Source organism: Mesorhizobium sp. M6A.T.Cr.TU.014.01.1.1, from assembly GCF_004022765.1.
Classification (GTDB): Bacteria; Pseudomonadota; Alphaproteobacteria; order Rhizobiales; family Rhizobiaceae; genus Mesorhizobium; species Mesorhizobium mediterraneum.
Genome location: NZ_RZPG01000006.1, coordinates 84,025 through 108,054 on the forward strand (window position 1 = coordinate 84,025; position 24,030 = coordinate 108,054).

Sequence of the window (24,030 nt, forward strand, 5' to 3'; positions counted from 1 at the left end):
TATGAACAGCCTGATCCGCGGCCTTATGGCTGCGACCGCCCTTGCATCGATCACGACAATTGCCTGCGCCCAGGACGTTTCGGGCGTGATCGCTGGACTGCCAACTGAACTGAAGGCGCAATATGACGGCGCGCCGCAGAAGATCCTGCCATCGGCGTGGGACAATTTCACGCCGCCGGCGAAGCCGTGGAAATGGTGCCACTCGGAATCCTACCAGGGCAATCCGTGGCGGGTCACCGTCACCAAGGAGTTGAAGCGGCTTGTCGACGGACTGATCGCCGACGGCACGGTGGCGAGCTTCGAAGTGTCGGACTCCAACAACGATGCCAGCCAGCAGATCAACCAGATCCGCGCCTTCATCGATAAGAAATGTTCGATCATCACCTCGATCCCCGGCTCGGCGACGGCGCTGGATGATGCCATCGATGCCGCCGCAAAGGCCGGCATTCCCTTCATCACGGCGGCTGGGTCGGTGACCAGCCCGAATGCCATCAACGTCGATTCCAACTATGCCCGCTGGGGCTACGACATGATGACGGCGATCGGCAAGGCACTGCCGGGTGGCGGCAGCATACTTCTGGTCGAAGGCATCGCAGGTCATCCGATCGTCGTGCAGGAGCGTCAGGGCGCCGACAAGGCGCTGGCCGAGAACCCCAAGCTCAAGGTCTCGCGCAGCGTCAACGGCAACTGGACGGCCAATGTCACCAAGACGACGGTATTGCAGGCGATCGCCACCAATCCGGCGCCGATCGATGCGGTGTGGACGACGGGCAGCGAAAGCCGCGTCGTCGCCGAGGCCTTTGCCGAGGCCGGCCGCCCTGCCCCGCTCATCACCGGCTCGATCACCGGCGACGCGCTCGGCTACTGGAAAGCCAATCCGGACAAATATCGCTTCGAAGGCCATGCGGTTCTGCCGCACTGGACCGCCGAGACATTGTTCCGCATTGGGGCGCGTATGCTCGACGGGCAAAAGCCGAAGCTCAACACGCTGCTGATCCCGATTCCGCCGGTCCACAACGCCGACCTGGGCACCTGGTACAAGGACTGTATGACGGCGGACGCAGTCTCGATCTTCCCGGTTCCGCCGGAGGATCCGATGCCGGAAGAATGGCTCGATGCCTATTTCGCCAATCCCGCGCCGACCAAGGGCTGGGATTATTCGAAGGTGCCGGACGCCTGCGCCAAGTAAGCTCATGAACGCCGGCTCCGCTCAGGCAGAGCCGGCTTTTCCCTATCAGGAATCCCTCATGCTGGAAGTCCAGGGTGTCTCGAAACGCTATGGCGAAACGGTCGCTCTCGCGAATGCCTCCATCGCGTTCCGCGCCGGCACGATCCACACCATCCTGGGCGAGAACGGTTCGGGCAAGAGCACCCTGGTCAAGCTGCTGTCGGGAATTGTCCAGCCGGACAGCGGCACGATCCTGCTCAATGGGTCGCCCTTTGCCGGCTTCGGACCGGCGGCGTTCCAGGCCGCCGGTTTCGCCACCGTGTTCCAGGAAGTGCTGATCGCACCTGACCGTTCAGTGACGGACAACATCCTGCTCGGCCTCGATGGCTTACTGACGCGCACCGTGCCGCGCGCCGAGCGGCACCAGCGCGCGCAAGCGGTGCTGAAACAATTCGCGGTTACCGAGATCCCGCTCGACCAGTTGGCCGGGCAATTGCCGCTGGCCGTTCAGCAGCTTGTGGTGCTTGCCCGCGCCGTGGTTCGCAACCCGCGCATTCTCATTCTCGACGAGGTGACGGCGGCGCTCGACTTCGCCGACCGCGAGGCGGTTTTCGCCATGATGCGCAAGCTTGCCTCCGAAGGTTGCCTGATCCTGTTCATCACCCATCGCATGGACGAGGTGATGACGCTTTCCGATCGGATTTCCGTCCTGCGCGGCGGCAGCGTGGTGACGACCGAGGAACGCGGCACGTCCACCGCCTCCGAGCTTCTCAAGGCGATGGCGCCACGCACGGCGGCGGAGCTGGCGCATGGCTGATCGCGCTACCCTTTCGGTGCGCAGCCTGGTGATCGCGCCGGGCGCAAGCCCCGTGACACAAGCCATTGCGCCGGGCGAGATTGTCGGTCTTGCCGGCCTCGACGGCCATGGACAAGAGCGGTTCCTGAAAGTGCTGGCCGGGCTGGAACGGCCGGCCGCCGGCGATGTGACCATCGAAGCCCGCGCGATCACCAGCTTCCGCAAGGCGGTCGCCAGCGGCATCGCCTATTTGCCGCGCGACCGGCGCTCCACCGGCATCTTCCCGACCCAATCGGTGCTTGATAATTTTGCCGTCTCGACATTGTCGCGTGACATGCGTTTCGGCCTGCTCAGCTTCGCAGCACGGCGGCGGCGCTACGAGGCCTACCGCGAAAAACTCTCCATCGTCGCGCCACGGCCGGATGCCTCGATCACCACGCTTTCCGGCGGCAACCAGCAGAAGGTGCTGCTGGCCAGGGCACTGGCGCTGGAGCCGGCGATCCTGCTCCTCAACGACCCGACGCGCGGTGTCGACGTGGCGACGCGCCATGTCCTCTACGATGTCTTCCGGGGACTCGCGGCGGACGGCATGGCTCTGGTCATTCTGTCGAGCGAGATCGAGGAGATCCTCCTGCTTTGCCATCGCGTGCTGGTTTTCCGCGAACAGCAGGTGGCGGCTGAAATCACCGGAGACGAGATGAAAAGCGATACGGTGATCGCCGCCATGTTCGGACGCGCGGCATGAGCGGGTTTCGGCGCATGGCGGAGCGATGGCGCGGCGCGGGTTTTGCGACGGTGCTGCTGGTCATCCTGATCGCGGTCAATCTGCTGCTCAATCCGTCACGCTTCCATCCTTCCGCCTGGGGCGCGCTGATCGGGCTCGCCGCACCGTTGATCGGCGCAGCACTTGCCTCGGCTCCGGTGATCCTGGCCGGGCGTGGCGGCATCGACATTTCCGTCGGGCCGCTGATGGGCTTCGTCAATGCGATCGTCATCCAGCTGCTGTTTCTCAAGCTCGGCATATCTTCGCCGCTGGTCATCGTGCCGGCAGCGCTTTTGATCGGCGCGATCGTCGGCGCGGCCAACGGCTTTCTGGCGACCGTCGTTCGCATCCAGCCGATCGTCGCGACGCTTGGCACCTATCTGATCCTGACCGGGATGACGCTGACTATCCTGCCGGCGCCGATCGGCCCGGCGCCAGTCTGGCTGAAGGCGATGGCCGGCCCGTGGTCGGCACTGCCGCTGGCGCTGATCTTCCTGTTCTGGTGGCTGGTGCGGCAGACCCCCTACTACGACCAGCTGATGGCGGTGGGCAGCGATGACCGCGCCGCTTACACGGCCGGCGTTCCGGTCACCAAAGTCCGTTTCATCGCCTATGTCATGACCGGCATTCTCGCCGCCTGCGCGGGCTTGATGCTGACGGCGCTGATCGGTTCGGCCGATCCCAACATCGGACCAACCTACACGCTGATCGCGATCGCGGCGGTGGCGCTCGGCGGCGTCAGCCTTGCCGGCGGGCGCGGCGGTCTTCTGGGCGCCGCGATTGGCGCCATCGATATCTTCCTGCTGCAGAGCGTGCTGACCGCCTTCAACGTCTCCACCTATGTGCTGCAGATCGCCTATGGCGTCATTCTGGTTGTAGCGGTCATCATGACGGCGCTGCAGGAACGGCTCTCCGGACGGAAAGGCTGAGAAGCATGAGCCAGACCTGGTTTCAGTCCACCAATGCCCGCGTCGCAGGCGCCTTTGCGGTCGCTGCCGCCTTGCAGATTGTCGGCACGCTGCTCATCCCGGGCTATTCCGCGCCGTTCGCCATCCGCGCGCTGCTGGTCATCGCTTCGCTGCTGGCGGTGGCATCGATCGGCCAGACCCTCGTCGTCATTCTAGGCGGCATCGACCTGTCGATCCCCTTCATTATCGGCTTCGCAAATGTCGTTGCGGCACAGCTCTACGGCGCCGGCTGGAATTTTGCCCTTGTCTGCGTGATCGTTGGCGTGCTCGCCGTGCTGATCGGGGCGCTGAACGGCCTGATCTCGCGCGGGCTCGACATCCACCCGCTGATCGTCACGCTTGGCGTTGGCATGATCGTGCAAGGCGCCGTGCTGTTGTGGACCGGCGGCTTTCCATCCGGATCGGCGCCTGCAGCTGTTTCCGCCTTCGTCTCGATCGGCGGTTCGGTCGGACCGCTGCCGGTGCCGGCGCTGGTGCCCTGCGTCGCGGTGCTGACCTTGCTGGTGGCGCTGGTGCTGGCGCGCACGGCCTACGGCCGCCGCCTTTACGCGCTTGGCAGCAACCCCGGTGCAGCCCCGCTGGCGCTGATCGATCCGGTCCGCATGTGGACGGTGACCTACGCGGCAAGCGCTTTCTTTGCTGCCGCGGCTGGCGTGCTGCTGCTCGGCTTCACCGGTTCGGCCTATGGCGATGTCGGCCAGCCCTATCTGTTCCAGACCATCGCGGCGGTCGTGGTCGGGGGCGCCGCCCTTGTCGGCGGCCGCGGCAATTATTTCGGCACCATCGCCGGCGTGCTGGTGCTGACGGAGATCAACACGCTGCTGATCGGCCTTGGCTTCCGGCCCTCAACCGTGCAGGCTGCACTTGGTCTGGTCATCGTGCTGCTGGTTTCGCTTTACGGTCGCGAGCGGCACGTATCGGCGACAATCTGAGGCGAGCTACAAACGCCACAGCCGCTTCGTGTTGGCGGAGAGCAGCTTTTGCCGTTCCTCGGCGCTTGCGCCGCCAAGCAGCGCATGCGTCGCTGCAACCCAGGTCGCCAGCCCGCCGCCAAGCGTGCAGACCGGCCAGTCGCTGCCCCACACGACGCGGTCCCAGCCGAAGCATTTGATGGTGTGCTCGACATAGGGGCGCAGGGTATCGACGGTCCATGAACCGGCATCGGCATAGGCGACCACGCCGGAGATCTTGCCGACGACGTTCGGACGCCGCGCGATCTCCGTCATATGCTCGCGCCATGGGTGCTCACCATCTCCTTTGATGTCGGGCACGCCGCAATGGTCGAGCACGAACTGCACATCCGGCGCGAGATCGGCGAGTGCGATCGCTCTTGGGATTTGATGCGGCAGAACGACGAGATCGAAGGTCAGGCCGGTGCCGGCAAGCCGCTTGATGTTCTCGCGAAACAGCGCGGCCTCCGAAAGCTCATCCGGCATGACGTGGAGGACACGGCGAAAACCCTTGACGAAGGGATTGGCGCGCTGGCGCTCGAGATAAGCGGCAAAGCCAGGCTCTTCCGGTCGGCAGGAGGCGATTGCCCCGCGCAGCAGACTAGCCCTCTGTTGTGACAGCGCTTTCACATGACCGGTCTCGGCCTCGATGTCGGCGGGATCGACATCGACCTCCATATGCAACGCACCCTCTATGCCGGCACGGCGAGCCTGGACTGCATATTCGTCGTGGGAAAAATCGCGGTTGAGCGCCGGCACGCCGGAGAGCCAGGGATAGCGCAGCACCGACTGGTCGATCAGGTGCAGATGGGTATCGAAGATCATGACGGCGCGCTCCTCCTCTGGCGTTCCAGGATCATCTCACGAAGAAATTCTTCATTCAAATAAGAATTCACTTCGAGTTGACGGCCGACCCCGCCAGTTGCGAGAGTTTTTCGCTCGCCGCCCGCAGCAATTCGATTGTCCGGGTTATGTCCGGCGCCTTGGGGGCATTGACCAGCGTTATATAAGGGATCGACAGCGCCGCGATTGCCCTGCCGTCAGAGCCAAGAACGGGTGCCGTCAGATTGAACACGCCGGCGGTCTGCAGCGACGCCATCATCTCATAGCCGCGCTCGCGGACTTGGTCGAGGCGGGCAAAGAACTCCGGTGACTGAGGCGGCCTGTCGGTGCTGCGCAGATATTCGGAGATCATCATCTGCCGCTCTTCCGGCGAGCGGAAGGCCAACAGCACATGTCCGGAGCCGGTGTCGAACAGGCTGATATGGGAGCCGACGCGGATCGAGATGCCCCAGTAGTCAGGAGCCTCCTGCTGCGCGATCACCACGGCGGAACCACGGTCGAAGACGACAAGCTGGTTTGCCTGCTGCGAGGTTTCGGCAAGCTCGCGCATCAGCGGCGTCGCGTAGGAAACCAGCCGTCGCACCGGCGCGTGCAACTGCGCCAGGCCAAACAGCTTGAGCGTCAGCGAATAACGATCGCCGTCGGGCCGCGTGACGTAGCCCCGTCGCACCAGCCGGTCCAGCATGCGGTAGAACTCGTTGGGGCTGCGGTCGAGCTTCTTGGCGATTTCCGCTTGCGTCAGGCCACCGTCGACGCCGGCCAGAAGCTCGAGAATGTCGAGCCCCTTGTCCAGCGCCGGGGCACGATATCGGTCATCGTCCTCGTCCTCCGCCATAATCGCTCCCCAGTGAATTTCAGCTTTCATATACGCACAATGGCCGGCATCCGGAAAGAACTTTCAACTTGACGACGACATAAATGTTTTGTTTGTATATGAATGAAGCGCCGCAGATCGGATCGATAGGAGTCGCCGACGCAGGCCTTTGGGAGGAACCAAATGATCAGATTGTTTTACGGCCTGTCGGCCGGCGTGGCGCTGCTTGCGCTTGGTGCAGGCACTGCTTTTGCTGCCGAACTGCCCGGCAAGTTCGACGGCGTCACCATCGACGCCAAGCTGATCGGCGGCCAGCAATATGAAGGGCTCTACGCGCGCATCGGCGAATGGGAAAAACTGACCGGCGCCAAGGTCAACGTGATCTCGAAGAAGAACCACTTCGAGCTCGACAAGGAAATCAAGTCGGACATCGCGTCCGGCAGCATCAACTGGTGCGTCGGCTCGAACCATTCGTCGTTCGCGGCGCAATATCCTGACATCTACACCGATCTCAACTCGCTGCTGCCGAAGGAGGAGGTCGCCGCCTTCGTGCCGTCGACGATCAAGGCCTCGACGCTCGACGGAAAGCTGGTGATGCTGCCGCGCGCGCAGTTCGATGTCTCGGCGCTCTATTACCAGAAGAGTCTCTATCAGGACGAAGCCAAGAAGGCCGCCTACAAGGCCAAGTACGGTGCGGAGTTGGTGCCGCCAGATACCTGGGACGAGGTTGCTCAGCAGGCGGAATTCTTCGCCAGCCCACCAGATTTCTACGGCACCCAGTTCGCCGGCAAGGAAGAGGCGATCAACGGCCGCTTCTACGAGATGCTCATCGCCGATGGCGGCGAATATCTCGACAAGGACGGCAAGCCCGCCTTCAACTCGGATGCAGGCGTGCAGGCGCTCGACTGGTTCGTCAATCTCTACAAGGCCAAGGCGGTGCCGGCCGGCACCACCAATTATCTCTGGGACGATCTTGGCCAGGGCTTTGCCTCGGGCACCGTCGCCATCAATCTCGACTGGCCGGGCTGGGCAGGGTTCTTCAACGATCCGAAGTCGTCGAAGGTTGCCGGCAATGTCGGGGTGAAGGTGGCGCCGAAAGGCTCGGCCGGTATTCGCACCGGCTGGTCGGGACATCACGGGTTTTCGGTCACCGAAAACTGTGCCAGCAAGGAAGCCGCGGCATCGCTGGTATGGTTCCTGACCAACGAGGACAGTCAGAAGCTTGAAGCAGCAAGCGGACCACTGCCGACCCGCACGGCGGTGTGGGACTGGGACATCCAGCAAGCGGCCGGAGATCCTTACAAGACGGAAGTGCTGGCGGCTTTCCAGGAACAGGCAAAACACGCATTCGCCGTACCGCAGACGCCTGAATGGATCGAAATTTCCAACGCCGTCTATCCCGAGTTGCAGGCGGCCATCCTCGGCGACAAGACTTCCAAGCAGGCGCTGGACGACGCTGCCGCCAAGGCCACCCAGATCCTCGAAGACGCTGGCAAACTTTGACATCTTTCCACGGGGCGCTGCGCTCATCGAAGAGCGGCGCCCCGACTTTTTTTGAACCATGCGCAACACGCTTTGTCTTGATCCCAGCTCGCCGATGGCGGCCTTCGGTGTCCGGGCACCAACCAGAACCGGATCGACATGAAAGGCTGGAGACCCTCGCCGCCATTGCTGCTCCTGCTTCCGGCGGTCATCGTGCTGGCGGCGGTGGTGGTCTTGCCGCTGCTGCTTTCGCTCTACTCCAGCTTCACGCCGTTCCGGCTGACCAAGCCGGAGACACTCTGGGTCTTCATCGGCGCGCGCAACTATGTCAACATCCTGAGCAACGGGGATTTCTGGATTGCCTTCGCCCGCACCGTGGTGCTGCTGACGGTCGCGCTCAACCTGGAAATGCTGATCGGGCTGGGGCTGGCGCTGCTGGTGGAGAAGGCGTCGCGCGGACAGCGTATCCTGCGCACCATCATGATGTTTCCGATGATGTTTTCGCCGATCCTGGTCGGCTTCCAGTTCAAATTCATGTTCAACGACAATATCGGCCTGGTGAACAACGCCCTGCAGGCGCTCGGCCTGACCGACCGCGCCATCCCGTGGCTGATCGACGGCAACCTCGCCTTCATCGCCATCCTCACCGCCGAGATCTGGTCGTCGACTTCGGTGTTCGCGATCCTGATCCTTGCCGGGTTGCTGGCGATGCCGCGCGAGCCGGTCGAGGCGGCCCGCGTCGACGGCTGCACACCATGGCAGACATTCCGCTATGTCACCTGGCCGTTCATCATGCCGTTTGCCTTCATCGCCATGACCATCCGTTCGCTCGACGTGGCGCGCGCCTATGACATCGTCAAGATCATGACCGACGGCGGCCCTGCCGGCCGCACCGAGCTCGTCTGGACGCTGGTCGCCCGCACCGCCTACAGCGATGCCAGGATGGGCATGGCCAACGCCATGGCCTATTTCTCGATCCTGCTGTCGATCCTGTTCACCGTTTATTTCTACCGCAAGCTCGCCGCGGCGCGCACGCAGATCGCGGCGGAGTGGTGAGGATGGACCAGAACAGCCTGCATCGCGTCCGCAACAAGGCGCTCGGCATAGCTCATGGCATCGGGCTGTTCCTGGCCATGTTGGTCATCTGCCTGCCCGGCATCTGGATCGTGCTGTCATCGCTGCGGCCGACCGTCGAGATCATGGCCAAGCCGCCGGTGTGGATCCCGCAGGAGCTCTCACTCGATGCCTACGTCGCCATGTTCAGCGGCGTCGGCAAGGGCGGCATCCCGGTGCTCGACTATTTCCGCAATTCGCTGATCATCTCGGTGACCTCGACGGTGATCGCGATCGCCATCGGCATGGCCGGCGGCTATGCCTTTGCCCGTTATCGCTTCCGTGCCAAGTCGGCGATGTTCCTCGGCCTGATGCTGACACGCACAGTGCCCGGCATTGCGCTGTCGCTGCCACTGTTCTTCGTCTTTGCGCGGCTCGGTATCATCGACACGCATTTCGGGCTGATCCTGGTCTATGTCGCACTCAACGTGCCCTTCACCATCTGGCTGATCGACGGCTTTTTCCGCCAGGTGCCGAAAGATCTCGCCGAGGCCGCGCAGATCGATGGCTGCACGCGCTGGCAGGCCTTCTGGCAGGTCGAGTTTCCGCTTGCCGGGCCTGGCATCGCCTCAGCCGGCATCTTTGCCTTCCTCACCTCGTGGAACGAGTTCGCGCTGGCCTCGCAGCTGACGCGCTCGATCAACTCCAAGACGCTGCCGGTCGGCCTGCTCGACTATACGGCCGAGTTCACCATCGACTGGCGCGGCATGTGCGCGCTGGCCGTGGTCATGATCATACCGGCTCTCACGCTTACCTTCATCGTCCAGAAACATCTCGTCGGCGGTCTCACCTCCGGCGCGGTGAAAGGCTGACATGGCAACCGTATCCCTGAAGAAACTCACCAAAAACTACGGCCCGATGGCGGTCGTGCACGGCATCGACCTCGAGGTCGCCGACCGCGAGTTCATCGCGCTGGTCGGTCCGTCCGGCTGCGGCAAGTCGACAACCCTACGCATGATCGCCGGCCTCGAGGCGATCAGCGACGGCGTCATCGAGATCGGCGGCCGCATGGTCAACGATCTGCCGCCGCGTTCGCGCAACATCTCGATGGTGTTCCAGTCCTATGCGCTCTACCCGCACATGACCGTGCGCGAAAACCTCGGCTTCTCGCTGAAAATCGCTGGCGCGGCGAAAGAGGAAATGGACCGCCGTGTCGCCGAGGCATCAGGCATTCTCGGCCTCGACCAATTGCTTAACCGCCGCCCGTCACAGCTGTCGGGCGGACAGCGCCAACGCGTCGCCATGGGTCGCGCCATCGTGCGCGATCCCGACGTCTTCCTGTTCGACGAGCCGCTTTCCAATCTCGACGCCAAGCTTCGGACGCAGATGCGCACCGAGATCAAGAAGCTGCACGCCAAGGTCAAATCGACGGTGATCTACGTCACCCATGACCAGGTCGAGGCGATGACGCTCGCCGACCGCATCGTCATCATGCGCGACGGTTTCATCGAGCAGGTCGGCACCCCCGACGAGGTCTTCCGCCGGCCCCAGACGCGCTTCGTGGCGGGCTTCATCGGCTCGCCGCCGATGAATCTGCATGAGGCAGCGATCGACGACGAACAGCTGCTGTTCGCCAGTGGCGAGAGACTGCCTCTGCCCAGCCAGTTCAAAGCCAATGTCGGAACCGGCGACAAAGTGGTGTTCGGCTTGAGGCCCGACGATATCTATCCGACGGGACACGGCATCAGTTCCGGCGAGGACGCCGATGTCCACCAGTTGGAATTGCCGGTGACCGTCACCGAGCCGCTCGGCAACGAGACGCTGGTGTTCGCCGAATTCAACGGCAGTGACTGGGTATCCCGCATGCTCAATCCGAAACCGCTGAAGGCCGGCGACCGGGTGAAAATGAGCCTGGACCTGTCGCAGGCCCATCTGTTTTCTGCCGATACCGGCAAGACATTGCGAGGTTGACGTCATGGCCAAGATCGAGAAAGTCGAACTGCGCATGGTCGACCTGGTGCCGAAGGTCAAGCGCACCGATGCGATCCAGAGTTTTGTCAGCCAGGAAACGCCGATCGTCACAATCACCGATGCCGACGGTGCGGTCGGCACCGGCTACAGCTACACGATCGGCACCGGCGGCTCCTCGGTGATGCGGCTGTTGGCCGATCACCTTGCGCCGCGGCTGATCGGGCTCGATGCAGACATGATCGAGGCGATCTGGCACGAGCTCGAATTCGCCACCCACGCCACGACGATCGGCGCCATAACGGCAATCGCGCTGGCGGCTATCGATACCGCGCTTTGGGACCTGCGGGCGAAGAAACAGGGGCTACCGCTGTGGAAGCTGGCCGGCGGCGCCAAGGACCGCTGCCCGCTCTACACGACCGAAGGCGGCTGGCTGCATATCGAGACCGAGGCGTTGGTCGAGGACGCGCTGGCCGCCAAGGCAAAGGGTTTTCGCGGCTCCAAGGTCAAGATCGGCAGGCCGCACGGCTCCGAGGATCTTGCCAGGCTTGGTGCGGTGCGCCAGGCAGTCGGCGATGCTTACGAGATCATGACCGACTGCAACCAGGGCTTTTCGGTCGACGAGGCGATCCGTCGGGCGGAGCGGCTGCGCGACCTCGACCTCGCCTGGATCGAGGAGCCGCTGCCGGCAGACGACATAGACGGCCATGTGCGGCTGTCGAATGCGACGTCGACGCCGATTGCCATAGGCGAGTCGCTCTATTCGATCCGGCATTTCCGCGAATATATGCAAAAAGGCGGCTGCTCGATCGTGCAGGTCGATGTCGGCCGCATCGGCGGCATCACGCCCTGGCTGAAGGTGGCGCATGCGGCCGAGGCGTTCGATATCCCGGTCTGCCCGCATTTCCTGATGGAACTGCATGTCAGCCTGACCTGCGCGGTTCAGAACGGCCGATATGTCGAGTATATTCCCCAGCTTGACGATCTGACCGGCAAGAAAATGCGCATCGAGAACGGGCACGCATTGGCGCCGGACGAGCCCGGCATCGGCATCGACTGGGATTGGGACGCGGTCAAAGCGAAGAGCATTGCGGAATTCACGACCGACATAACGAAATAGGGAGCCGGACATGCAGCGGATGGGAATGGTGCTCGGCCTCAAGCCGGAAAAGGTCGCAGAGTATGTGCGGCTTCACGCAGCCGTCTGGCCCGATGTGCTGGCCATGATCTCCGCCTGCAACATCAAGAATTATTCGATCTACCTCAAGGAGCCGGAGCACCTGTTGTTCAGCACTTTCGAATATCACGGCACCGACTATGCCGCCGACATGGCGAAAATGGCCGCCGATCCCAAGACGCAGGAATGGTGGGCGCTGTGCATGCCTTGCCAGGAGCCGCTGCCGACACGCAAGGACGGCGAATGGTGGGCCTCGATGGACGAAGTCTTCCATCATGACTGATGGCGTTTTCGATCCTGCCTCGCTCGCCCAGGCCTGGGCGCAGCCATCGAAGCCGAGACCGATCGTGATTTTCGGCGCCGGCTCGATCGTCGGCGATGCGCATTTCCCGGCCTATGCGAAAGCCGGCTTTCCGGTCGCCGGACTCTTCGATCCCGATCACGACAAGGCGGAAGAACTCGCGGCAAAATGGGGCGTCACCGCTTACCGGTCGGTCGAGGAAGCCGCGGCGATCGAGGATGTCGTCTTCGATCTGGCGACGCCGCCGGCTCATCATGCCGGCGTGCTCAGGGCGTTGCCCGACGGCGCCGTAGCGCTGATCCAGAAGCCGATGGGCAGCGATCTTACCGAGGCCACCGAAATCCTTGAAATCTGCCGCTCCAAAGATCTGAAGGCTGCGGTGAATTTCCAGCTCCGTTTCGCGCCGATGATGCTGGCGCTGAAGGATGCGATCGCCAAGGGCTGGCTTGGCGACGTGGTCGATTTCGACGCTTGGCTGGCCCTGGCAACGCCCTGGCAACTCTGGGAGTTCCTGCTGAAGGCGCCGCGCGTCGAGATCGCCATGCATTCGATCCATTATCTCGACCTGATCCGGCAATTGCTCGGCGATCCCCGGGGCGTTCACGCCAAGACGCTCGGCCATCCCGGCCACAAGGTTGCGCAAACGCGCACCAGTGCCATCCTCGACTACGGCGACGCGGTGCGCTGCGCGCTGTCGATCAATCACGATCATAAATTTGGCCGCCGCCACCAGGCCTGCGAGTTCCGCATCTGCGGCACCGAGGGCGCCGCCTATCTCAAGCTCGGGCTCAATCTCGACTATCCGCGCGGCGAGCCTGACATCCTTGAAATCTATCCGAAAGGCGGCTCCGACTGGGTTACGGTGCCGCTCGTCGGCGAATGGTTTCCGGACGCCTTTGTCGGCCGCATGACCAATGTCCAGCGCTACGCTTGCGGTGAAGACGCCGAACTGGTCAGTTCCGTTGAGGACGGCTGGAAAACCATGGCGCTGGTCGAGGCCGCCTACCAATCGAGCGCGGCGCCGGCGACACCGATCGCGGCGAGGCCCTGACATGGAGCAGACTATCTTTTTCGAAGATTATCAGATTGGCTCGTCGCGCATGACCAGCGGACGCACTATCACAGAGACCGACTTCGTCGTGCATGCCGGCCATACCGGCGATTTCTTCCCCCACCATATGGACGCCGAGTTCATGAAGACGACGCCGTTCGGCCAGCGCATCGCCCATGGCACGCTGGTCTTCTCGGTCGGCGTCGGGCTGACGGCAAACGTCATCAACCCGGTCGCCTTCTCCTATGGCTACGACAGGTTGCGCTTTATCAAGCCGGTGTTCATCGGCGATACGATCAAGACCCGCACCACCATCTCGGCCAAGGAAGACGACCCGAAGCGGCCGGGTTCGGGCCGGGTCATCGAGCGCTGCGAGGTGATCAACCAGCATGGCGATGTGGTCCTGGCGGCCGACCACATCTACATCGTCGAGCGCCGCGACAAGCCCAAGCGGGGCTAAGCTATTTGCAGCCGCGAGCAGTCATATCCGGTTGACCGGATAGACCGGCTTCCCGCCGCGCAGGACCGATGCGACATCGGCAAACACCTTGTTGCGAACCTCGGCGTAGGACTGGGTCGAGTAGTGCGCCGCGTGTGGACTGATCAGCACGGTGTCCAGCGCCAGCAGCGGATTGTCAGGCGAAGGCGGCTCCTGCTCGAATGTGTCGATGCCGGCGCCTGCCAAATGGCGACGCCGGATCAAATCCGCCAACGCGACTTCGTCGACTAGCCCGCCACGGGATACGTTGATGAGCATTGCCCCTTCCTTCATGCGCGACAGGGCTTCAGCCGACATGATGTTTCTGGTCTCCGGTGTAGCAGGAACGTGCAATGACACGATGTCGGCTCTGGCGAGCAGCTCGTCGAAACCGACCGGTTCGGCACCACCGGCCGTAATGCGTTCCGCCGGCATGTGCGGATCGTACGCGATGACATGATAGCCGAAGACCCGCGCCCGCTCGGCAGTCAGGCGTCCGATCTGGCCGAAGCCGATCAGGCCGAGAATCTGCCTGTCCGGCCGCGTGATGCCGGCGCCGTCGGTCATTGCCGCCCAGCGGCCGGCGCGCACTGCGCTGTCGAACTGTTTCAGCCTGCGCGTCAGGGCCAGGATCAGGGCCATGGCATGGGTGCTGACCTCTACCAGATTGGCGTCCGGCACATAGGTTACCTGAACACCGGCACGGCTGGCGGCCTCGATATCGATCGAGTCGAGCCCGACGCCGAACCGTCCGATGACCTTGAGGTTCTTCAGTTCGGCCAGCACGCGAGCCGTGATCGGCTCCCGCAATACCATCAATGCATCGGCGTCACGGCACTGCTCGATCAGGGCGTCCTCTGTGAGAAGCGTCTTTTCGATGAACTCGGCGTTCAAGCCGTCGAGGTAGCGCAGCTGCTCTTCCTCGACTGACAACACGCCGTCGGTCTTGATTATCTTCATGCCAATCTCTTGCTATCAGGCGCTGCGCGCGGAGGCCGCACCGGCGGCAAGGCCGGCGCCGAGAAACATCGTGTCGCTGGCCAGCATGTAGAAGCTGATGCCGTGCTTCGACCATTTGCCGACATCGTCTGCCGAGGGACGGAAGATGCCGACGGCCTTGTGGGCCGCGCGCGCCGCAGCCGCGATCTTGATAATCGCGGCATTGAGCTTGTCCTGGCCGGCTGGCCCCATGGCATCGATCGAGACCGACAGGTCGCCGGGACCAATGAAGATCACGTCGACGCCGTCGACCTGGACAATGTCGTCGATGTTGGCGAGGCCCTCGGCCGTCTCGACCTGGATCGCGACCGTCAGGGCCTCGTTGGCCGACTTGAGGTAGTCCGGAATCCTGTACCCATAACCGGCGGCACGGCCTGGACCAACGCCGCGTGCACCGACAGGCGGGTAACGGCAGGCCATGACCGCCATGCGCGCCTGCTCGGCCGTCGAGACGCGCGGCACCAGGACGCCTGAGGCGCCGGCGTCGAGCGCGGCCGCAATCCACTCCGGCGTGTGGCCCGGCACACGCACCATCGCAGGAACCTTGTGAACGTCGGCGGCGCGGACCAGATCCTCAAGCCGTTCGCGGCCAATCTGCGAATGCTCCCAGTCGATGCACAGGAAGTCGACCCCGCTGGCGGCCGCCACTTCGACCGCCACCGGATGCGGGATGGCGCAGAAGGTGCCTATAAGGCGATCGAGAGAGACGCATTTTTTTCGAAAGTCGTACATGAGATCTCCAGAGGTTTTTCGGCGTCGGCGAAAAACAGTTCGCGCTTACTTGGCGACGATCCGCGGCTAAGGATGCACGGCTTCCGTCGACATCGGAAAGTGCAGGCTGCCGCCTGAAAACGGCGGGAAGGTCTTGTAGTCGGCGCGCATCTCCAGCCGCGCCGACGATTGCAGTGCGTGCGTCAGCGCCGCAGGACTGTCGAACATAACCCGGTTGCGCTGCATGTAATCGACCCGCGGCCAAGGCAGCGAGCCGCACCAGTCCAGTCGCGACAGAACCTCGATGTGGCGAATGCCGGGGAAGCCCCGCATCAATTGCGGATGATGCGTCACATAGTGGTAGAGCCAGGCATTCATGTCTTCGGCCGGCCCGGGATAGTGGACAAGATAGCTGCAGGGCAGCCCAGACGTCTTCACGGCAGCGTCATCGACGGGGAACGGACGCACGCACATTGCCTGCTGCGTCGGCCTCGAACGAGCGATGCTCGACAGCACACCCGGTGCGGTGAGCGCCTGCAGATGGCCGGACGGCGCGAGCGCCGCCTCCGTGTCCGCCAGCTCGTCGAAATAGAGCTGGAAACCAAAGACCGGCGGTGGGCCGTCCTTGTTGAACATGTCCGTCGCCACTTCGGGCAGATAGATGCTTGCAAGCGCAAGACCCGGCGTTGTCGCGATTACGCGCCGCACCGCGTCAACGTCTTCACGGGCGATGGCCAGGTTTGCCTGACGGTCATCGTGAAAGAAAGCGAGATAGGCAAAGCGCATGTGGACACCTGCGGGATCGAGTTCGGCTAGATCAAATTCGGAAGGAAGAGAGCGATCTGCGGGAAGAGGACAATCAGCAGGATCAGCAGGAGCGTCAGCGCGATGTAGGGCGCCGCGGACATGGCCACCGTTTTGAGCGATGTGCCTTTTGGCGCAACGCCGATCATGATGAACAGCAGCAGACCAAACGGCGGCGTGGTGAAGCCGACTTCGTAGGCGAGTAGCAGGATCAGCCCGAACCACACAGGATCGTACCCGAATTGCTGGGCGATCGGCAGGAAGATCGGCAGCGTGATCAGCATCATCGAGACCTGATCCATGAACATGCCGAGCAGCAGGATGACGAGCACCATCATGAGCAGCATGGAATACGGCCCAAGATCGTAGCCCACGATGAACTGGATAAAGCCGTTCGACGCGCCGGAGAAGGCGAATATCTGCGAGAACGTCGTCGAAGCCGAGATGATCAGGAAGGTCATGCCCGTGACCTTCATCGCATCGTCCAGCGACTTCCAGACAACCGACCAGCTGAACCTTCGGTAGACAAACAACAACGCGAAGACGGCGGCACATCCGAGCCCTGCCGACTCCGTCGGCGTCGCTATTCCAAGGATGATCGTGCCTACCACCATGAACACGATGACGCTCATCGGAATGATGTTGACGGCAACCGCCCTCACCTTCTCGGCCGCACGAACGGCGGGCACCGGATAGTGCGGAGCGGCGTCAGGGTCGATCTTCGTCTGTGCGAAGATCAGCATCGCGTACATGACGACGAGAAGCAGCCCAGGCAGAGCCCCTGCTATGAGCAGCGCGCCAACGTCGATCTGGGCCAGCGAGCCGAGCAAGACAGCCAGCGAGGATGGCGGGATGATGACCGCAAGGCTTCCGGCACCAAGCACCGGTCCGTAGGCCATGTGCGGCTTGTAGCCCCGCTTCAGCATCTCGGGCACCATCAGCGAGCCCATCATGCCGGTATTGGCGAGGCTCGAGCCTGACAGCGCAGAAAAGATCGTGCCGGCGGCGAGCACGACATAGGCAAGACGTCCCCGCAGATTGCCGATGCACAGGTCGAGCGCGTAGATGACTTTCTCGCCAAGACCGGAGCGGAAGAACAGGCTGCCCATGACGAGGAACATCGGCAGCGGGGCGAGCGCATAGGTCGAGACGGCGTCGGAGAAGTTGGCGATCATCTGCGTCACGCCGATCGAGCCGCCGAAGAACAAATACAGCCCGATCACATTGGTGACGAAGAACGCGAAGGCGACCGGCAGCCCAAGGCCCATCAAAACAAGGATGGCGCCAACAAGCACGGCGAATGGAAACAGCCAGGCCATCGATCAGAGCCCTTCCATTTCCAGAGGATCGAGCGTGTACAGCGTGTCATGGCCCAGCAGATATCTGAGCCATTCCAGCGCCGAGAGGTAGAAGGCGAGTGTGATGGGCAGAAAGACCAGCCATTTCGGCATGTCGAAGCTGCGCGTCTCATATTCGCCGCCCGACACGGCGCTTATCAGGGAAGAGAGCGCGACGCTGCCAAGGTAGAGGCAGACGCCGATGCAGGCGAGATAGACCAGCTTTTCAAGCACAGCCCGGGCCCGTGCAGGCAGAGCCTTGCGCAGGAACTCGACGAAGACATGGCCCTTGCTGTGGACCAGCCAGGGCATCGGCAGAAATGCCGCGTAGAGCAGACCATATTCCGTCGCAGACACCGCCCAGGCAAGCGGTCTCAGGCCCAGATTGCGGACGCATACATCGGCGACCACCGCGACAATGATGAGGCCAAGCACCACCTTTGCCGCCGCCGCCAGCGCAAGGCTCAGCTTCCCGATCGCTGCAAACAACTTGTCCATTCCTGACGGCCCTCATGCCCACCTTGATAAAGGGCGCACGAAGGCGCCCTCCTATCGGACTATTGAAAGAATTTCTTCAACTGCTCGATGTTGCTGGGATCGCGTTTGGTCATTCTTGCCCAGCTCGCCTGCGTGGCAGCCGCCAGGAATTTGTCGCGGCCAGCGCCCGTCAGGCTGATCACCTTCTGCCCGCCGTCGATCATCGCCTGTGCCTGCTTTTCAGACTCGGCAAGATTGGCGTCGTAGCTCTCTCGCTCGTATTCGACGGCCGTGTCGGCAAGCAGCTTCTGCGCCTCGGGCGACAGCGCATCCCATTTCGCCTTGTTGATCGAGACCAGCACATCGGTTTTGAAGAATTGCGGGTCGACGCGGTATTTGGTGAACTTGTCCCAGCCGAACGATGAATAGCCAAACACGGTATAGGCGTTGGCATTGACGACGCCGCGCTCAAGCGAGGTGTAGACGTCTCCCGGCGCTTGCACGATGACGGTTGCGCCCAGGGATTCGAGGAAATCACGATAGAGCGGCGACGAACGTATCTTCAGGCTGCTCCAGTCGATGCTGCCTTCATCATTGAGCTTTGGTTCGTCGATGGTGAAGATGTTGAAACCCGAGCCCGCGTCGACGTGGGCCAGCAGATGGGCATTGGCCTTCTTCTCGAAAATTCCGCTGATGAAATCCCAGCCGCCATTCTCGCGAACCTCCCAGGGCGTCTTCGTCGATGCAGAGAAAACCTCGCCTTCGGGAACGAGCTCCAGGAACTGACCTGCCGGCGTGTCGATCACGTCGATCAGGCCGCTCTTGAGCGCCGCACCCTGCTGAATCGGCGGAACGACCTCCGGCCCGCCACGCACATTGATCTGAACCACGCCCTTGCCTTTTTCGTTCACCTTCTGAACGAATTTTAGGAAACTCTGTGCGTAGCCGTTCTGCGTAGGCGTAAAATGCACGGCGTTGAGGACAACTTCTTCGGCCGTGGCGAGACCCGCCACACCCGACATGAGTGCAGCCAGAACAAGGGACTTCCAAATGCGCATTGCCGTACTCCCTCTGATAGATCACTTCGCTTATGTTGGGCCCGCGATCGGGCCGATCTGAAATTGCGATCGCTGCTCCGCTGCGCGAACGGCATCTAGTTGGCCTCATCTCCTACCGTCAGGAACCGTCCATGCGCGTAGAAGACCGGCGATCGGTCAGCGCGATCCAGCGCCACCCCCGAGACGATGCCGATGACGATCATGTGCGATGCCCGAACGATGATTTCGGCTACCCGGCACTCGAACATTGCCCGCGCGCCGACAAGCAAGGGCGCGCCGGTTCCGCCGCGCACCCATGATCCGGACGAGAACCGCGCCACGCCCTTGGCTTTGGTCATGCCGCCAAAGGCACGCGCAACATTCTCCTGGTCGCCGGCCGGAAGATTGACGGAAAAGGGCACGCCTTCGCGAATGGCCGAGGCAAAGGTGCTGCCGCGGTTGACGCAGGCCAGCAGCGAAGGCGGCTCGGCGCTGAATGAGCAGACGGCTGTCGCCGTGATGCCGCAAAAGCCGATCTCGTCATGCTCCGCCGCGAGGATGGCGACCGAGCCCGCCACGGCCCGCATTGCCTGCTTGAAGGCGCGCGGATTGATGGCGTCGTGCCCATGCACCCATGGCGTCGGAATGGCGGCCGCCGGCATCAATTTACGCGAAGCCCGGCCTGGCGCATCAGCGGCAGCACGCGGTCACAGAAGAAGGGCAATTCGTAGGTGTAGTTGACGAATGTGAGGGCGGCGCCGGAATATCCCTGGTCCATGATCTTAGTGAGATCGTCGACGATCTTTTCCGGTGTGCCGATGAGCGGGAACGTTCCAGCACCGCCGGCGAACCTTTGCCGATATTCGGTGAAGGCTTTTGCGTCATGCGAGTTCGCGAATTCCTTCTTCTTGCGCATATGCTCGTCGACCGCGCCCTCGTCCGCGCATTCAAGCGCGTAGTGCCGGTAATAATCCTCGGCTTCCTGCTGGGTCTCCCGGCAGACGACATGGCAAACCGTGTAGACGCCGACCTCGCGTCCGACTTCAGCCGCCCGGTTGGTGATGTCGACCACATGCGCGCGGCCATCGGCAATTTCGGAAAAAGTAGAAAAGAGGTAGTCGCAGTGGCGCGCCGCATAGTTGCGCCCCGGCGCGCCGAAAGCGGCGTTCATGGTCACCGGGCGCGGCGCCTGCAGGCTTGGCGGACGGCTGACGACCCCCTTCAGATCATAGAATTCGCCGCCAAAGTCGAACGGCTCCCTGGACTGGTAGGCACGCTCGATGATGTTGATCCATTCTTCGGCCTGATCGTAGGTCCGGTCCCCGACCGTCTGCCCGAACATGGCGAACTCGTCCGGGTTCCAGCCGCAGACAATGTTCAAGCCGGCACGCCCGTTAGAGATGTGGTCGACCGTCGCCAGCGCTTTTGCAGCCTGCAGCGGATGAACCAGCGGCACATGCACGGTCATGAACAGGCCGATGTTCTCCGTGGCGACGGCGAGACCCGCCGCCCAGGTGAAAGTCTCGAACGACCACTCCCGCACATGCGTCAGACCGCCGAAGCCGCGCCAACGCGCGATCGGCAGCAGAAACTCCAGGCCGGCCCGATCGGCGATGCAGGCAGAATTGAGGTTGTCTTCCCAGCGGGCGCGCCAGCGCTCGGGAACGGTGGTCATTGCCAGGCCGCCATCGGCATTCATCGAAAAGACGCCGAGCTTGAATCTGTTCGGCCCTTTCAGCGGATGCTGCTTTCTGATCATGATTTTCCCTGGCGCGGAATGCTCGCAGCTTCGTCGTCGAACTGTTGCAACGGCGGGCTCAGCTTCATGAAACGCTCCTCGGCGTTCTGAATGAAGTGGGTCATGCGGTCGTAAGCCGCGACGGCGTCGCGCTTGGCGAACGCCTTGTAGATTGCGCGCATGCCGGCCACGATGACGGCCTGCGTCGGCTGGTGCGACAGCGTCTTCAACCGGACGACGAGCACGTGGTCGGCGAAGCGGGCAATCGTTTGGGAAAGGCGATCGTTCTCGACAGCGCCGAGCCAGCAACTCCTGAATGCCGAATTGGCCTGGAAAAAGAGGGCGGCATCGCCGGCGGCGGCGGCTGCCTCTGCCTCCTGAAGCGCGGCTGCCAGCGTCTTGAGGCCAGCGGCGTCAAGTGTGCGTGCGGCGTGCGCTGCGGCCCGCGGTTCGAGCAGGCGGCGGACCTCGAAGATGTCAGCGACATCCGTCGCGGTAAGCGTAGGCAGTGTGAAGCCGCGTGTCGTGCCGACGAGATAGCCTTCATGCACCAACTGCATCAACGCGTCGCGGACAGGCATTCTGGAGATGCCGAGTTGGGTGGCGATATCGACATCGACGAGCTTCTGGCCAGGCGCCAGTTCGCCGCGCTGTATCGTCAAGCGGACCTGCTGATAGACCTGGGCACGCAGATTGCCCTCGCCAACCCGTTTGAACTCTATCGCTTCCGCCATCCACGCCTTCCCATGCGAAGATTTCGTATATGGTTGCGGCTGTGCTCTCGCGGTCATCCCGTTTGAAGTGCAGCCATATGTCGGCTGAATTTGACCTGTCAGCCATGTTCCCGGCCCAAGTGGAGCATAGGCTGGATCACCTGGCAAGATATTTTAAGTCTATAATGTATACTGTTTTGATTTGGCGAGCCGGAGGACGGCCGCGGAACGGCGAAACCGCGATGAAAAGCAGAGGCGCGGTGACATGCAATCGGCGGGCAAGGGCTCCCGCGATCCAGTCCGCCATGTCGATGGCCAACCGACCTGCTGGCGGTCCCAGCAGACGGTTCGTCGAAGCTCGCCCGCGAGGGCCGCTTCGGTCACTCTGCTCACTGAGTCGATCGGGATTTAGGAGCCGGAGCCTCGCCTGGGCCGGCGGACGGCTCTCACCTTGCCGCTGTTTCCACCGCCGCAGAAAAACTGATCGCCGCCATCGGATTCGAGCCCTGACACGCCTGTTCCAGGCGGCATATCAAGCTTCTCCAGGACCTTTCCCGTCTCAGGATCTATCCGCCTGATGTCGCTCTCGTCACCTTCCCAGGTGCCGTGCCAGAGTTCGCCGTCGATCCAGGTGACCCCTGTGACGATACGGTTTGAATCGATTGTGCGAAGAACTGCCCCTGTCTGGGGATCGATCTGATGGATTTTGCGACCGCGATTCTGCCCCACCCAAAGTGTCCCTTCGGCCCAGGCGAGCCCCGAGTCGCCGCCGCCACCAGGCGCCGGGATCGTGGCCAGCACCTGGCCGGTCTTCGGATCGATCTTCTGGATGCGGTCTTCGGCGATCTGGAACAGGTGCTGACCGTCGAAGGCCGTTCCTGCGTGGGCGGCGACGTCGATCGAGCGTACCGCCTCGCCGCTCGCGGGATCGAAGGCGTTCAGCCTGTCTCCCGACGCAAACCAGACGTGCTGACCGTCGAACGTAACCCCAGCCACCTGGTCGACACCCGGGAAGGGTCCATATTCACGGAGGATTTCGGCTGCAGATCGTTCCATGCTTCTATCCTAGTAGCCCGACAGTGAACCGGGGAGTAACAAGATTGTCGGGAATCCCGGCACCGGTGGGGTCATCCAACGGCGCGCTCGCCCGCGGCCGAACGACTGCACCTTGCCTGCTGCAGCAAGCTGCTCGAGCGATCGCTGCACGGTGCGCGAGCTGGCTCCGAGCGCAATCGCCAGCGCCGAGCTCGACCACGACTCGCCGTCCGCGAGAAAGGCGAGCATCCCCGCATGCTGCTCTTCGACGGGCGGCGCCAACACGACGATCTCGGGGGCGCGACGCGGCTTAAGCGCAAAGCCTCGCTTGGTCGCGCTCAAATCCGCCAGCGACCGCAGTTCCACGCGAAGCCGCCCGATTTCGACTCGCAACCGGGCGCGATGCGATTCATCGGCGTGCTTGCCGCCGAAGGCGCGGGCGACGAGCGTGCTCCTCGGCACGTCTGCGGGCCAGGCTTCGCCCAGCGTGCGCGCAAGCGCGAACAAGACCGGGCGCGTCGCGAGCGAGACGATCATGCCGGCGCCCCGCACGACATTGCGGCACGCGTCCACGACGAGCGCCTCCGACGCCAGCAGCGCTTCGACCTCTTCAAGCAGAAGCGGGCGCTCCTCGCCACGCGCGATCAGGCGCGCCGCGGGCGTGTTCATCACGAGGGATGTGCCTTCGACCTCTGCCGTTAGTGCCGGGATATCCGCCTCGCGCGCTGCATGCTCGGCGCGAGCGAGCGCAGCGCGCGCCGCCCTGGTCTGGAGGCGTCGGATCGCGATTCCCGCAACCACCATCTCGTGGGCGGCCCTCGACGCGGGTGGGAACGGTGTGGGGTCGAACCCGGCGAGCCTGCGCTCGGCCTCGTCGAGCCGTCCGATCAGGAGCAGGCGCCGGACCTCGAGATTGAGCGCATGCGCGGCATTGACGTGGTCGCCGTGCTTTTCAAGCGTCGACCGCGCGGCGTCGAGTGCCTTCGCCGGCCAGCCCAGGTCGCGCGAGACGAGTGCGATCTCGGCTTCGGCGACGACGCACCTCGCGCGGGCCACGGCCTCTTTCGGGCCGAAGGCGCGCGCAGCACTTTTGAGGAGAGCCTTTGCTCGAACGAAATCGCCGAGCTGCGCCATCGCAATGCCGCGCAGCGCGAGCGCAGGCGCATCGTCACGCAGGGCGACCCGCTTCAATGCGCCGAGGGGATCACCCGTCGCGAGGGCGCGCGCCGCAGCGGTGATCAGCGAGTCCATCGGAATCCCGTCACACTTGTAACTCTCACCATTCGATATCCGGTCCTAATCTATCTCAAGACCAACAGCCAGCGCGCCGCATGGAAAACGGTGCGAACGACGCAGGATACAGAGGA

General features: G+C 63.0%; 26 protein-coding genes. 13 read left to right on the top strand and 13 right to left on the bottom strand.

Annotated features, from left to right (window positions below; all coding sequences use genetic code 11):
* The first annotated feature begins 1 nt into the window (after position 1).
* Genes EN885_RS08690 through EN885_RS08710 form a run of 5 tightly spaced genes read left to right on the top strand, consistent with a single transcriptional unit; the run spans position 2 to position 4,627 of the window.
* The gene (locus tag EN885_RS08690; protein WP_128241225.1) at positions 2 to 1,189 is read left to right on the top strand and encodes an ABC transporter substrate-binding protein; all 1,188 of its coding nucleotides are present in this window, start codon (positions 2 to 4) and stop codon (positions 1,187 to 1,189) included.
* Positions 1,190 to 1,247: 58 nt separating this feature from the next.
* Positions 1,248 to 1,985, top strand: coding sequence for an ATP-binding cassette domain-containing protein (locus EN885_RS08695; protein WP_095484000.1), 738 nt, complete (start codon positions 1,248 to 1,250; stop codon positions 1,983 to 1,985).
* On the top strand, positions 1,978 to 2,709 hold the full coding sequence (locus EN885_RS08700; RefSeq protein ID WP_128241226.1) for an ATP-binding cassette domain-containing protein: 732 nt from the start codon (positions 1,978 to 1,980) through the stop codon (positions 2,707 to 2,709). Before EN885_RS08695 ends, EN885_RS08700 begins: the two co-directional genes overlap by 8 nt.
* Complete coding sequence (locus tag EN885_RS08705; protein ID WP_095483743.1) at positions 2,706 to 3,656, top strand: ABC transporter permease; 951 nt, start codon at positions 2,706 to 2,708, stop codon at positions 3,654 to 3,656. The genes EN885_RS08700 and EN885_RS08705 overlap by 4 nt, the downstream gene beginning before the upstream one ends.
* 5 nt (positions 3,657 to 3,661) lie before the next feature.
* On the top strand, positions 3,662 to 4,627 hold the full coding sequence (locus tag EN885_RS08710) for an ABC transporter permease (protein WP_127289483.1): 966 nt from the start codon (positions 3,662 to 3,664) through the stop codon (positions 4,625 to 4,627).
* 6 nt (positions 4,628 to 4,633) lie between these two features.
* Here EN885_RS08710 and EN885_RS08715 read toward each other — a convergent pair whose 3' ends face one another.
* A complete protein-coding gene (locus EN885_RS08715) occupies positions 4,634 to 5,470 on the bottom strand; it encodes an amidohydrolase (RefSeq protein WP_128241227.1) in 837 nt (278 codons plus the stop codon).
* A 67-nt stretch (positions 5,471 to 5,537) separates the two neighbouring features.
* Positions 5,538 to 6,323 (bottom strand): IclR family transcriptional regulator, encoded by a 786-nt coding sequence (locus EN885_RS08720; protein WP_127289479.1) that lies wholly within the window; start codon positions 6,321 to 6,323, stop codon positions 5,538 to 5,540.
* 162 nt (positions 6,324 to 6,485) lie between these two features.
* On the opposite strand from EN885_RS08720, the gene EN885_RS08725 reads away from it, so the two are divergent.
* From EN885_RS08725 to EN885_RS08760, 8 genes are all read left to right on the top strand, one after another.
* Entirely contained in the window at positions 6,486 to 7,805 is a 1,320-nt protein-coding gene (locus EN885_RS08725) for a sugar ABC transporter substrate-binding protein (RefSeq protein WP_128241228.1), read from the top strand.
* A 138-nt stretch (positions 7,806 to 7,943) separates the two neighbouring features.
* Positions 7,944 to 8,840 carry a sugar ABC transporter permease gene (locus EN885_RS08730; protein WP_127206511.1) on the top strand — a complete coding sequence of 299 codons (897 nt, stop codon included), beginning with the start codon at positions 7,944 to 7,946 and terminating at the stop codon, positions 8,838 to 8,840.
* Positions 8,841 to 8,842: 2 nt separating this feature from the next.
* Complete coding sequence (locus EN885_RS08735; protein ID WP_127289473.1) at positions 8,843 to 9,709, top strand: carbohydrate ABC transporter permease; 867 nt, start codon at positions 8,843 to 8,845, stop codon at positions 9,707 to 9,709.
* A 1-nt stretch (position 9,710) separates the two neighbouring features.
* Entirely contained in the window at positions 9,711 to 10,808 is a 1,098-nt protein-coding gene (gene ugpC / locus EN885_RS08740) for a sn-glycerol-3-phosphate ABC transporter ATP-binding protein UgpC (protein WP_128241229.1), read from the top strand.
* Positions 10,809 to 10,812: 4 nt separating this feature from the next.
* The gene (locus EN885_RS08745; RefSeq protein WP_128241230.1) at positions 10,813 to 11,925 is read left to right on the top strand and encodes a mandelate racemase/muconate lactonizing enzyme family protein; all 1,113 of its coding nucleotides are present in this window, start codon (positions 10,813 to 10,815) and stop codon (positions 11,923 to 11,925) included.
* A 10-nt stretch (positions 11,926 to 11,935) separates the two neighbouring features.
* Positions 11,936 to 12,265, top strand: a complete 330-nt coding sequence (locus EN885_RS08750; RefSeq protein ID WP_128241231.1) for an L-rhamnose mutarotase — start codon at positions 11,936 to 11,938, stop codon at positions 12,263 to 12,265.
* Positions 12,258 to 13,334: a Gfo/Idh/MocA family oxidoreductase gene (locus EN885_RS08755; protein WP_128241232.1), complete on the top strand. Its 1,077-nt coding sequence runs from the start codon at positions 12,258 to 12,260 to the stop codon at positions 13,332 to 13,334. Before EN885_RS08750 ends, EN885_RS08755 begins: the two co-directional genes overlap by 8 nt.
* A gap of 1 nt (position 13,335) precedes the next feature.
* On the top strand, positions 13,336 to 13,794 hold the full coding sequence (locus EN885_RS08760; RefSeq protein ID WP_128241233.1) for a MaoC/PaaZ C-terminal domain-containing protein: 459 nt from the start codon (positions 13,336 to 13,338) through the stop codon (positions 13,792 to 13,794).
* A gap of 21 nt (positions 13,795 to 13,815) precedes the next feature.
* On the opposite strand, the gene EN885_RS08765 is transcribed toward EN885_RS08760, so the two are convergent.
* The 11 genes from EN885_RS08765 to EN885_RS08815 all read right to left on the bottom strand — a co-directional run bounded on the left by EN885_RS08765 (position 13,816) and on the right by EN885_RS08815 (position 23,914).
* Positions 13,816 to 14,772, bottom strand: a complete 957-nt coding sequence (locus tag EN885_RS08765) for a C-terminal binding protein (protein ID WP_128241234.1) — start codon at positions 14,770 to 14,772, stop codon at positions 13,816 to 13,818.
* A 15-nt stretch (positions 14,773 to 14,787) separates the two neighbouring features.
* Positions 14,788 to 15,543, bottom strand: a complete 756-nt coding sequence (locus EN885_RS08770) for an aldolase/citrate lyase family protein (protein ID WP_128241235.1) — start codon at positions 15,541 to 15,543, stop codon at positions 14,788 to 14,790.
* A gap of 66 nt (positions 15,544 to 15,609) precedes the next feature.
* A complete protein-coding gene (locus EN885_RS08775) occupies positions 15,610 to 16,308 on the bottom strand; it encodes a hypothetical protein (protein WP_128241236.1) in 699 nt (232 codons plus the stop codon).
* A 26-nt stretch (positions 16,309 to 16,334) separates the two neighbouring features.
* The gene (locus tag EN885_RS08780) at positions 16,335 to 17,645 is read right to left on the bottom strand and encodes a TRAP transporter large permease subunit (protein WP_127289457.1); all 1,311 of its coding nucleotides are present in this window, start codon (positions 17,643 to 17,645) and stop codon (positions 16,335 to 16,337) included.
* Between the two features lie 3 nt (positions 17,646 to 17,648).
* Positions 17,649 to 18,161: a TRAP transporter small permease gene (locus EN885_RS08785; RefSeq protein WP_126103513.1), complete on the bottom strand. Its 513-nt coding sequence runs from the start codon at positions 18,159 to 18,161 to the stop codon at positions 17,649 to 17,651.
* Positions 18,162 to 18,220: 59 nt separating this feature from the next.
* Positions 18,221 to 19,198, bottom strand: a complete 978-nt coding sequence (gene dctP, locus EN885_RS08790; protein ID WP_127289455.1) for a TRAP transporter substrate-binding protein DctP — start codon at positions 19,196 to 19,198, stop codon at positions 18,221 to 18,223.
* Between the two features lie 95 nt (positions 19,199 to 19,293).
* Positions 19,294 to 19,839: a flavin reductase family protein gene (locus EN885_RS08795; protein WP_128241237.1), complete on the bottom strand. Its 546-nt coding sequence runs from the start codon at positions 19,837 to 19,839 to the stop codon at positions 19,294 to 19,296.
* Positions 19,839 to 20,933, bottom strand: coding sequence for an LLM class flavin-dependent oxidoreductase (locus EN885_RS08800; RefSeq protein ID WP_127205677.1), 1,095 nt, complete (start codon positions 20,931 to 20,933; stop codon positions 19,839 to 19,841). The genes EN885_RS08795 and EN885_RS08800 overlap by 1 nt, the downstream gene beginning before the upstream one ends.
* Entirely contained in the window at positions 20,933 to 21,649 is a 717-nt protein-coding gene (locus EN885_RS08805) for a GntR family transcriptional regulator (RefSeq protein ID WP_164897432.1), read from the bottom strand. The genes EN885_RS08800 and EN885_RS08805 overlap by 1 nt, the downstream gene beginning before the upstream one ends.
* Positions 21,650 to 22,036: 387 nt before the next feature.
* On the bottom strand, positions 22,037 to 22,684 hold the full coding sequence (locus EN885_RS08810; protein ID WP_128241239.1) for a PQQ-binding-like beta-propeller repeat protein: 648 nt from the start codon (positions 22,682 to 22,684) through the stop codon (positions 22,037 to 22,039).
* A gap of 9 nt (positions 22,685 to 22,693) precedes the next feature.
* The gene (locus EN885_RS08815) at positions 22,694 to 23,914 is read right to left on the bottom strand and encodes a helix-turn-helix domain-containing protein (RefSeq protein WP_095483723.1); all 1,221 of its coding nucleotides are present in this window, start codon (positions 23,912 to 23,914) and stop codon (positions 22,694 to 22,696) included.
* Between the last annotated feature and the right edge of the window lie 116 nt (positions 23,915 to 24,030).

Coding starts and splice junctions, on each gene's coding strand:
- EN885_RS08770 (WP_128241235.1), bottom strand. CDS start 15,543: ATGTACGACTTTCGAAAAAAATGCGTCTCTCTCGATCGCCTTATAGGC.
- EN885_RS08815 (WP_095483723.1), bottom strand. CDS start 23,914: ATGGACTCGCTGATCACCGCTGCGGCGCGCGCCCTCGCGACGGGTGAT.
- EN885_RS08780 (WP_127289457.1), bottom strand. CDS start 17,645: ATGGCCTGGCTGTTTCCATTCGCCGTGCTTGTTGGCGCCATCCTTGTT.
- EN885_RS08765 (WP_128241234.1), bottom strand. CDS start 14,772: ATGAAGATAATCAAGACCGACGGCGTGTTGTCAGTCGAGGAAGAGCAG.
- EN885_RS08795 (WP_128241237.1), bottom strand. CDS start 19,839: ATGCCGGCGGCCGCCATTCCGACGCCATGGGTGCATGGGCACGACGCC.
- EN885_RS08710 (WP_127289483.1), top strand. CDS start 3,662: ATGAGCCAGACCTGGTTTCAGTCCACCAATGCCCGCGTCGCAGGCGCC.
- EN885_RS08760 (WP_128241233.1), top strand. CDS start 13,336: ATGGAGCAGACTATCTTTTTCGAAGATTATCAGATTGGCTCGTCGCGC.
- EN885_RS08690 (WP_128241225.1), top strand. CDS start 2: ATGAACAGCCTGATCCGCGGCCTTATGGCTGCGACCGCCCTTGCATCG.
- EN885_RS08695 (WP_095484000.1), top strand. CDS start 1,248: ATGCTGGAAGTCCAGGGTGTCTCGAAACGCTATGGCGAAACGGTCGCT.
- EN885_RS08725 (WP_128241228.1), top strand. CDS start 6,486: ATGATCAGATTGTTTTACGGCCTGTCGGCCGGCGTGGCGCTGCTTGCG.
- EN885_RS08775 (WP_128241236.1), bottom strand. CDS start 16,308: ATGCGCTTTGCCTATCTCGCTTTCTTTCACGATGACCGTCAGGCAAAC.
- EN885_RS08785 (WP_126103513.1), bottom strand. CDS start 18,161: ATGGACAAGTTGTTTGCAGCGATCGGGAAGCTGAGCCTTGCGCTGGCG.
- EN885_RS08755 (WP_128241232.1), top strand. CDS start 12,258: ATGACTGATGGCGTTTTCGATCCTGCCTCGCTCGCCCAGGCCTGGGCG.
- EN885_RS08730 (WP_127206511.1), top strand. CDS start 7,944: ATGAAAGGCTGGAGACCCTCGCCGCCATTGCTGCTCCTGCTTCCGGCG.
- EN885_RS08745 (WP_128241230.1), top strand. CDS start 10,813: ATGGCCAAGATCGAGAAAGTCGAACTGCGCATGGTCGACCTGGTGCCG.
- EN885_RS08750 (WP_128241231.1), top strand. CDS start 11,936: ATGCAGCGGATGGGAATGGTGCTCGGCCTCAAGCCGGAAAAGGTCGCA.
- EN885_RS08705 (WP_095483743.1), top strand. CDS start 2,706: ATGAGCGGGTTTCGGCGCATGGCGGAGCGATGGCGCGGCGCGGGTTTT.
- EN885_RS08720 (WP_127289479.1), bottom strand. CDS start 6,323: ATGGCGGAGGACGAGGACGATGACCGATATCGTGCCCCGGCGCTGGAC.
- EN885_RS08810 (WP_128241239.1), bottom strand. CDS start 22,684: ATGGAACGATCTGCAGCCGAAATCCTCCGTGAATATGGACCCTTCCCG.
- EN885_RS08700 (WP_128241226.1), top strand. CDS start 1,978: ATGGCTGATCGCGCTACCCTTTCGGTGCGCAGCCTGGTGATCGCGCCG.
- EN885_RS08805 (WP_164897432.1), bottom strand. CDS start 21,649: ATGGCGGAAGCGATAGAGTTCAAACGGGTTGGCGAGGGCAATCTGCGT.
- ugpC (WP_128241229.1), top strand. CDS start 9,711: ATGGCAACCGTATCCCTGAAGAAACTCACCAAAAACTACGGCCCGATG.
- EN885_RS08735 (WP_127289473.1), top strand. CDS start 8,843: ATGGACCAGAACAGCCTGCATCGCGTCCGCAACAAGGCGCTCGGCATA.
- EN885_RS08715 (WP_128241227.1), bottom strand. CDS start 5,470: ATGATCTTCGATACCCATCTGCACCTGATCGACCAGTCGGTGCTGCGC.
- dctP (WP_127289455.1), bottom strand. CDS start 19,198: ATGCGCATTTGGAAGTCCCTTGTTCTGGCTGCACTCATGTCGGGTGTG.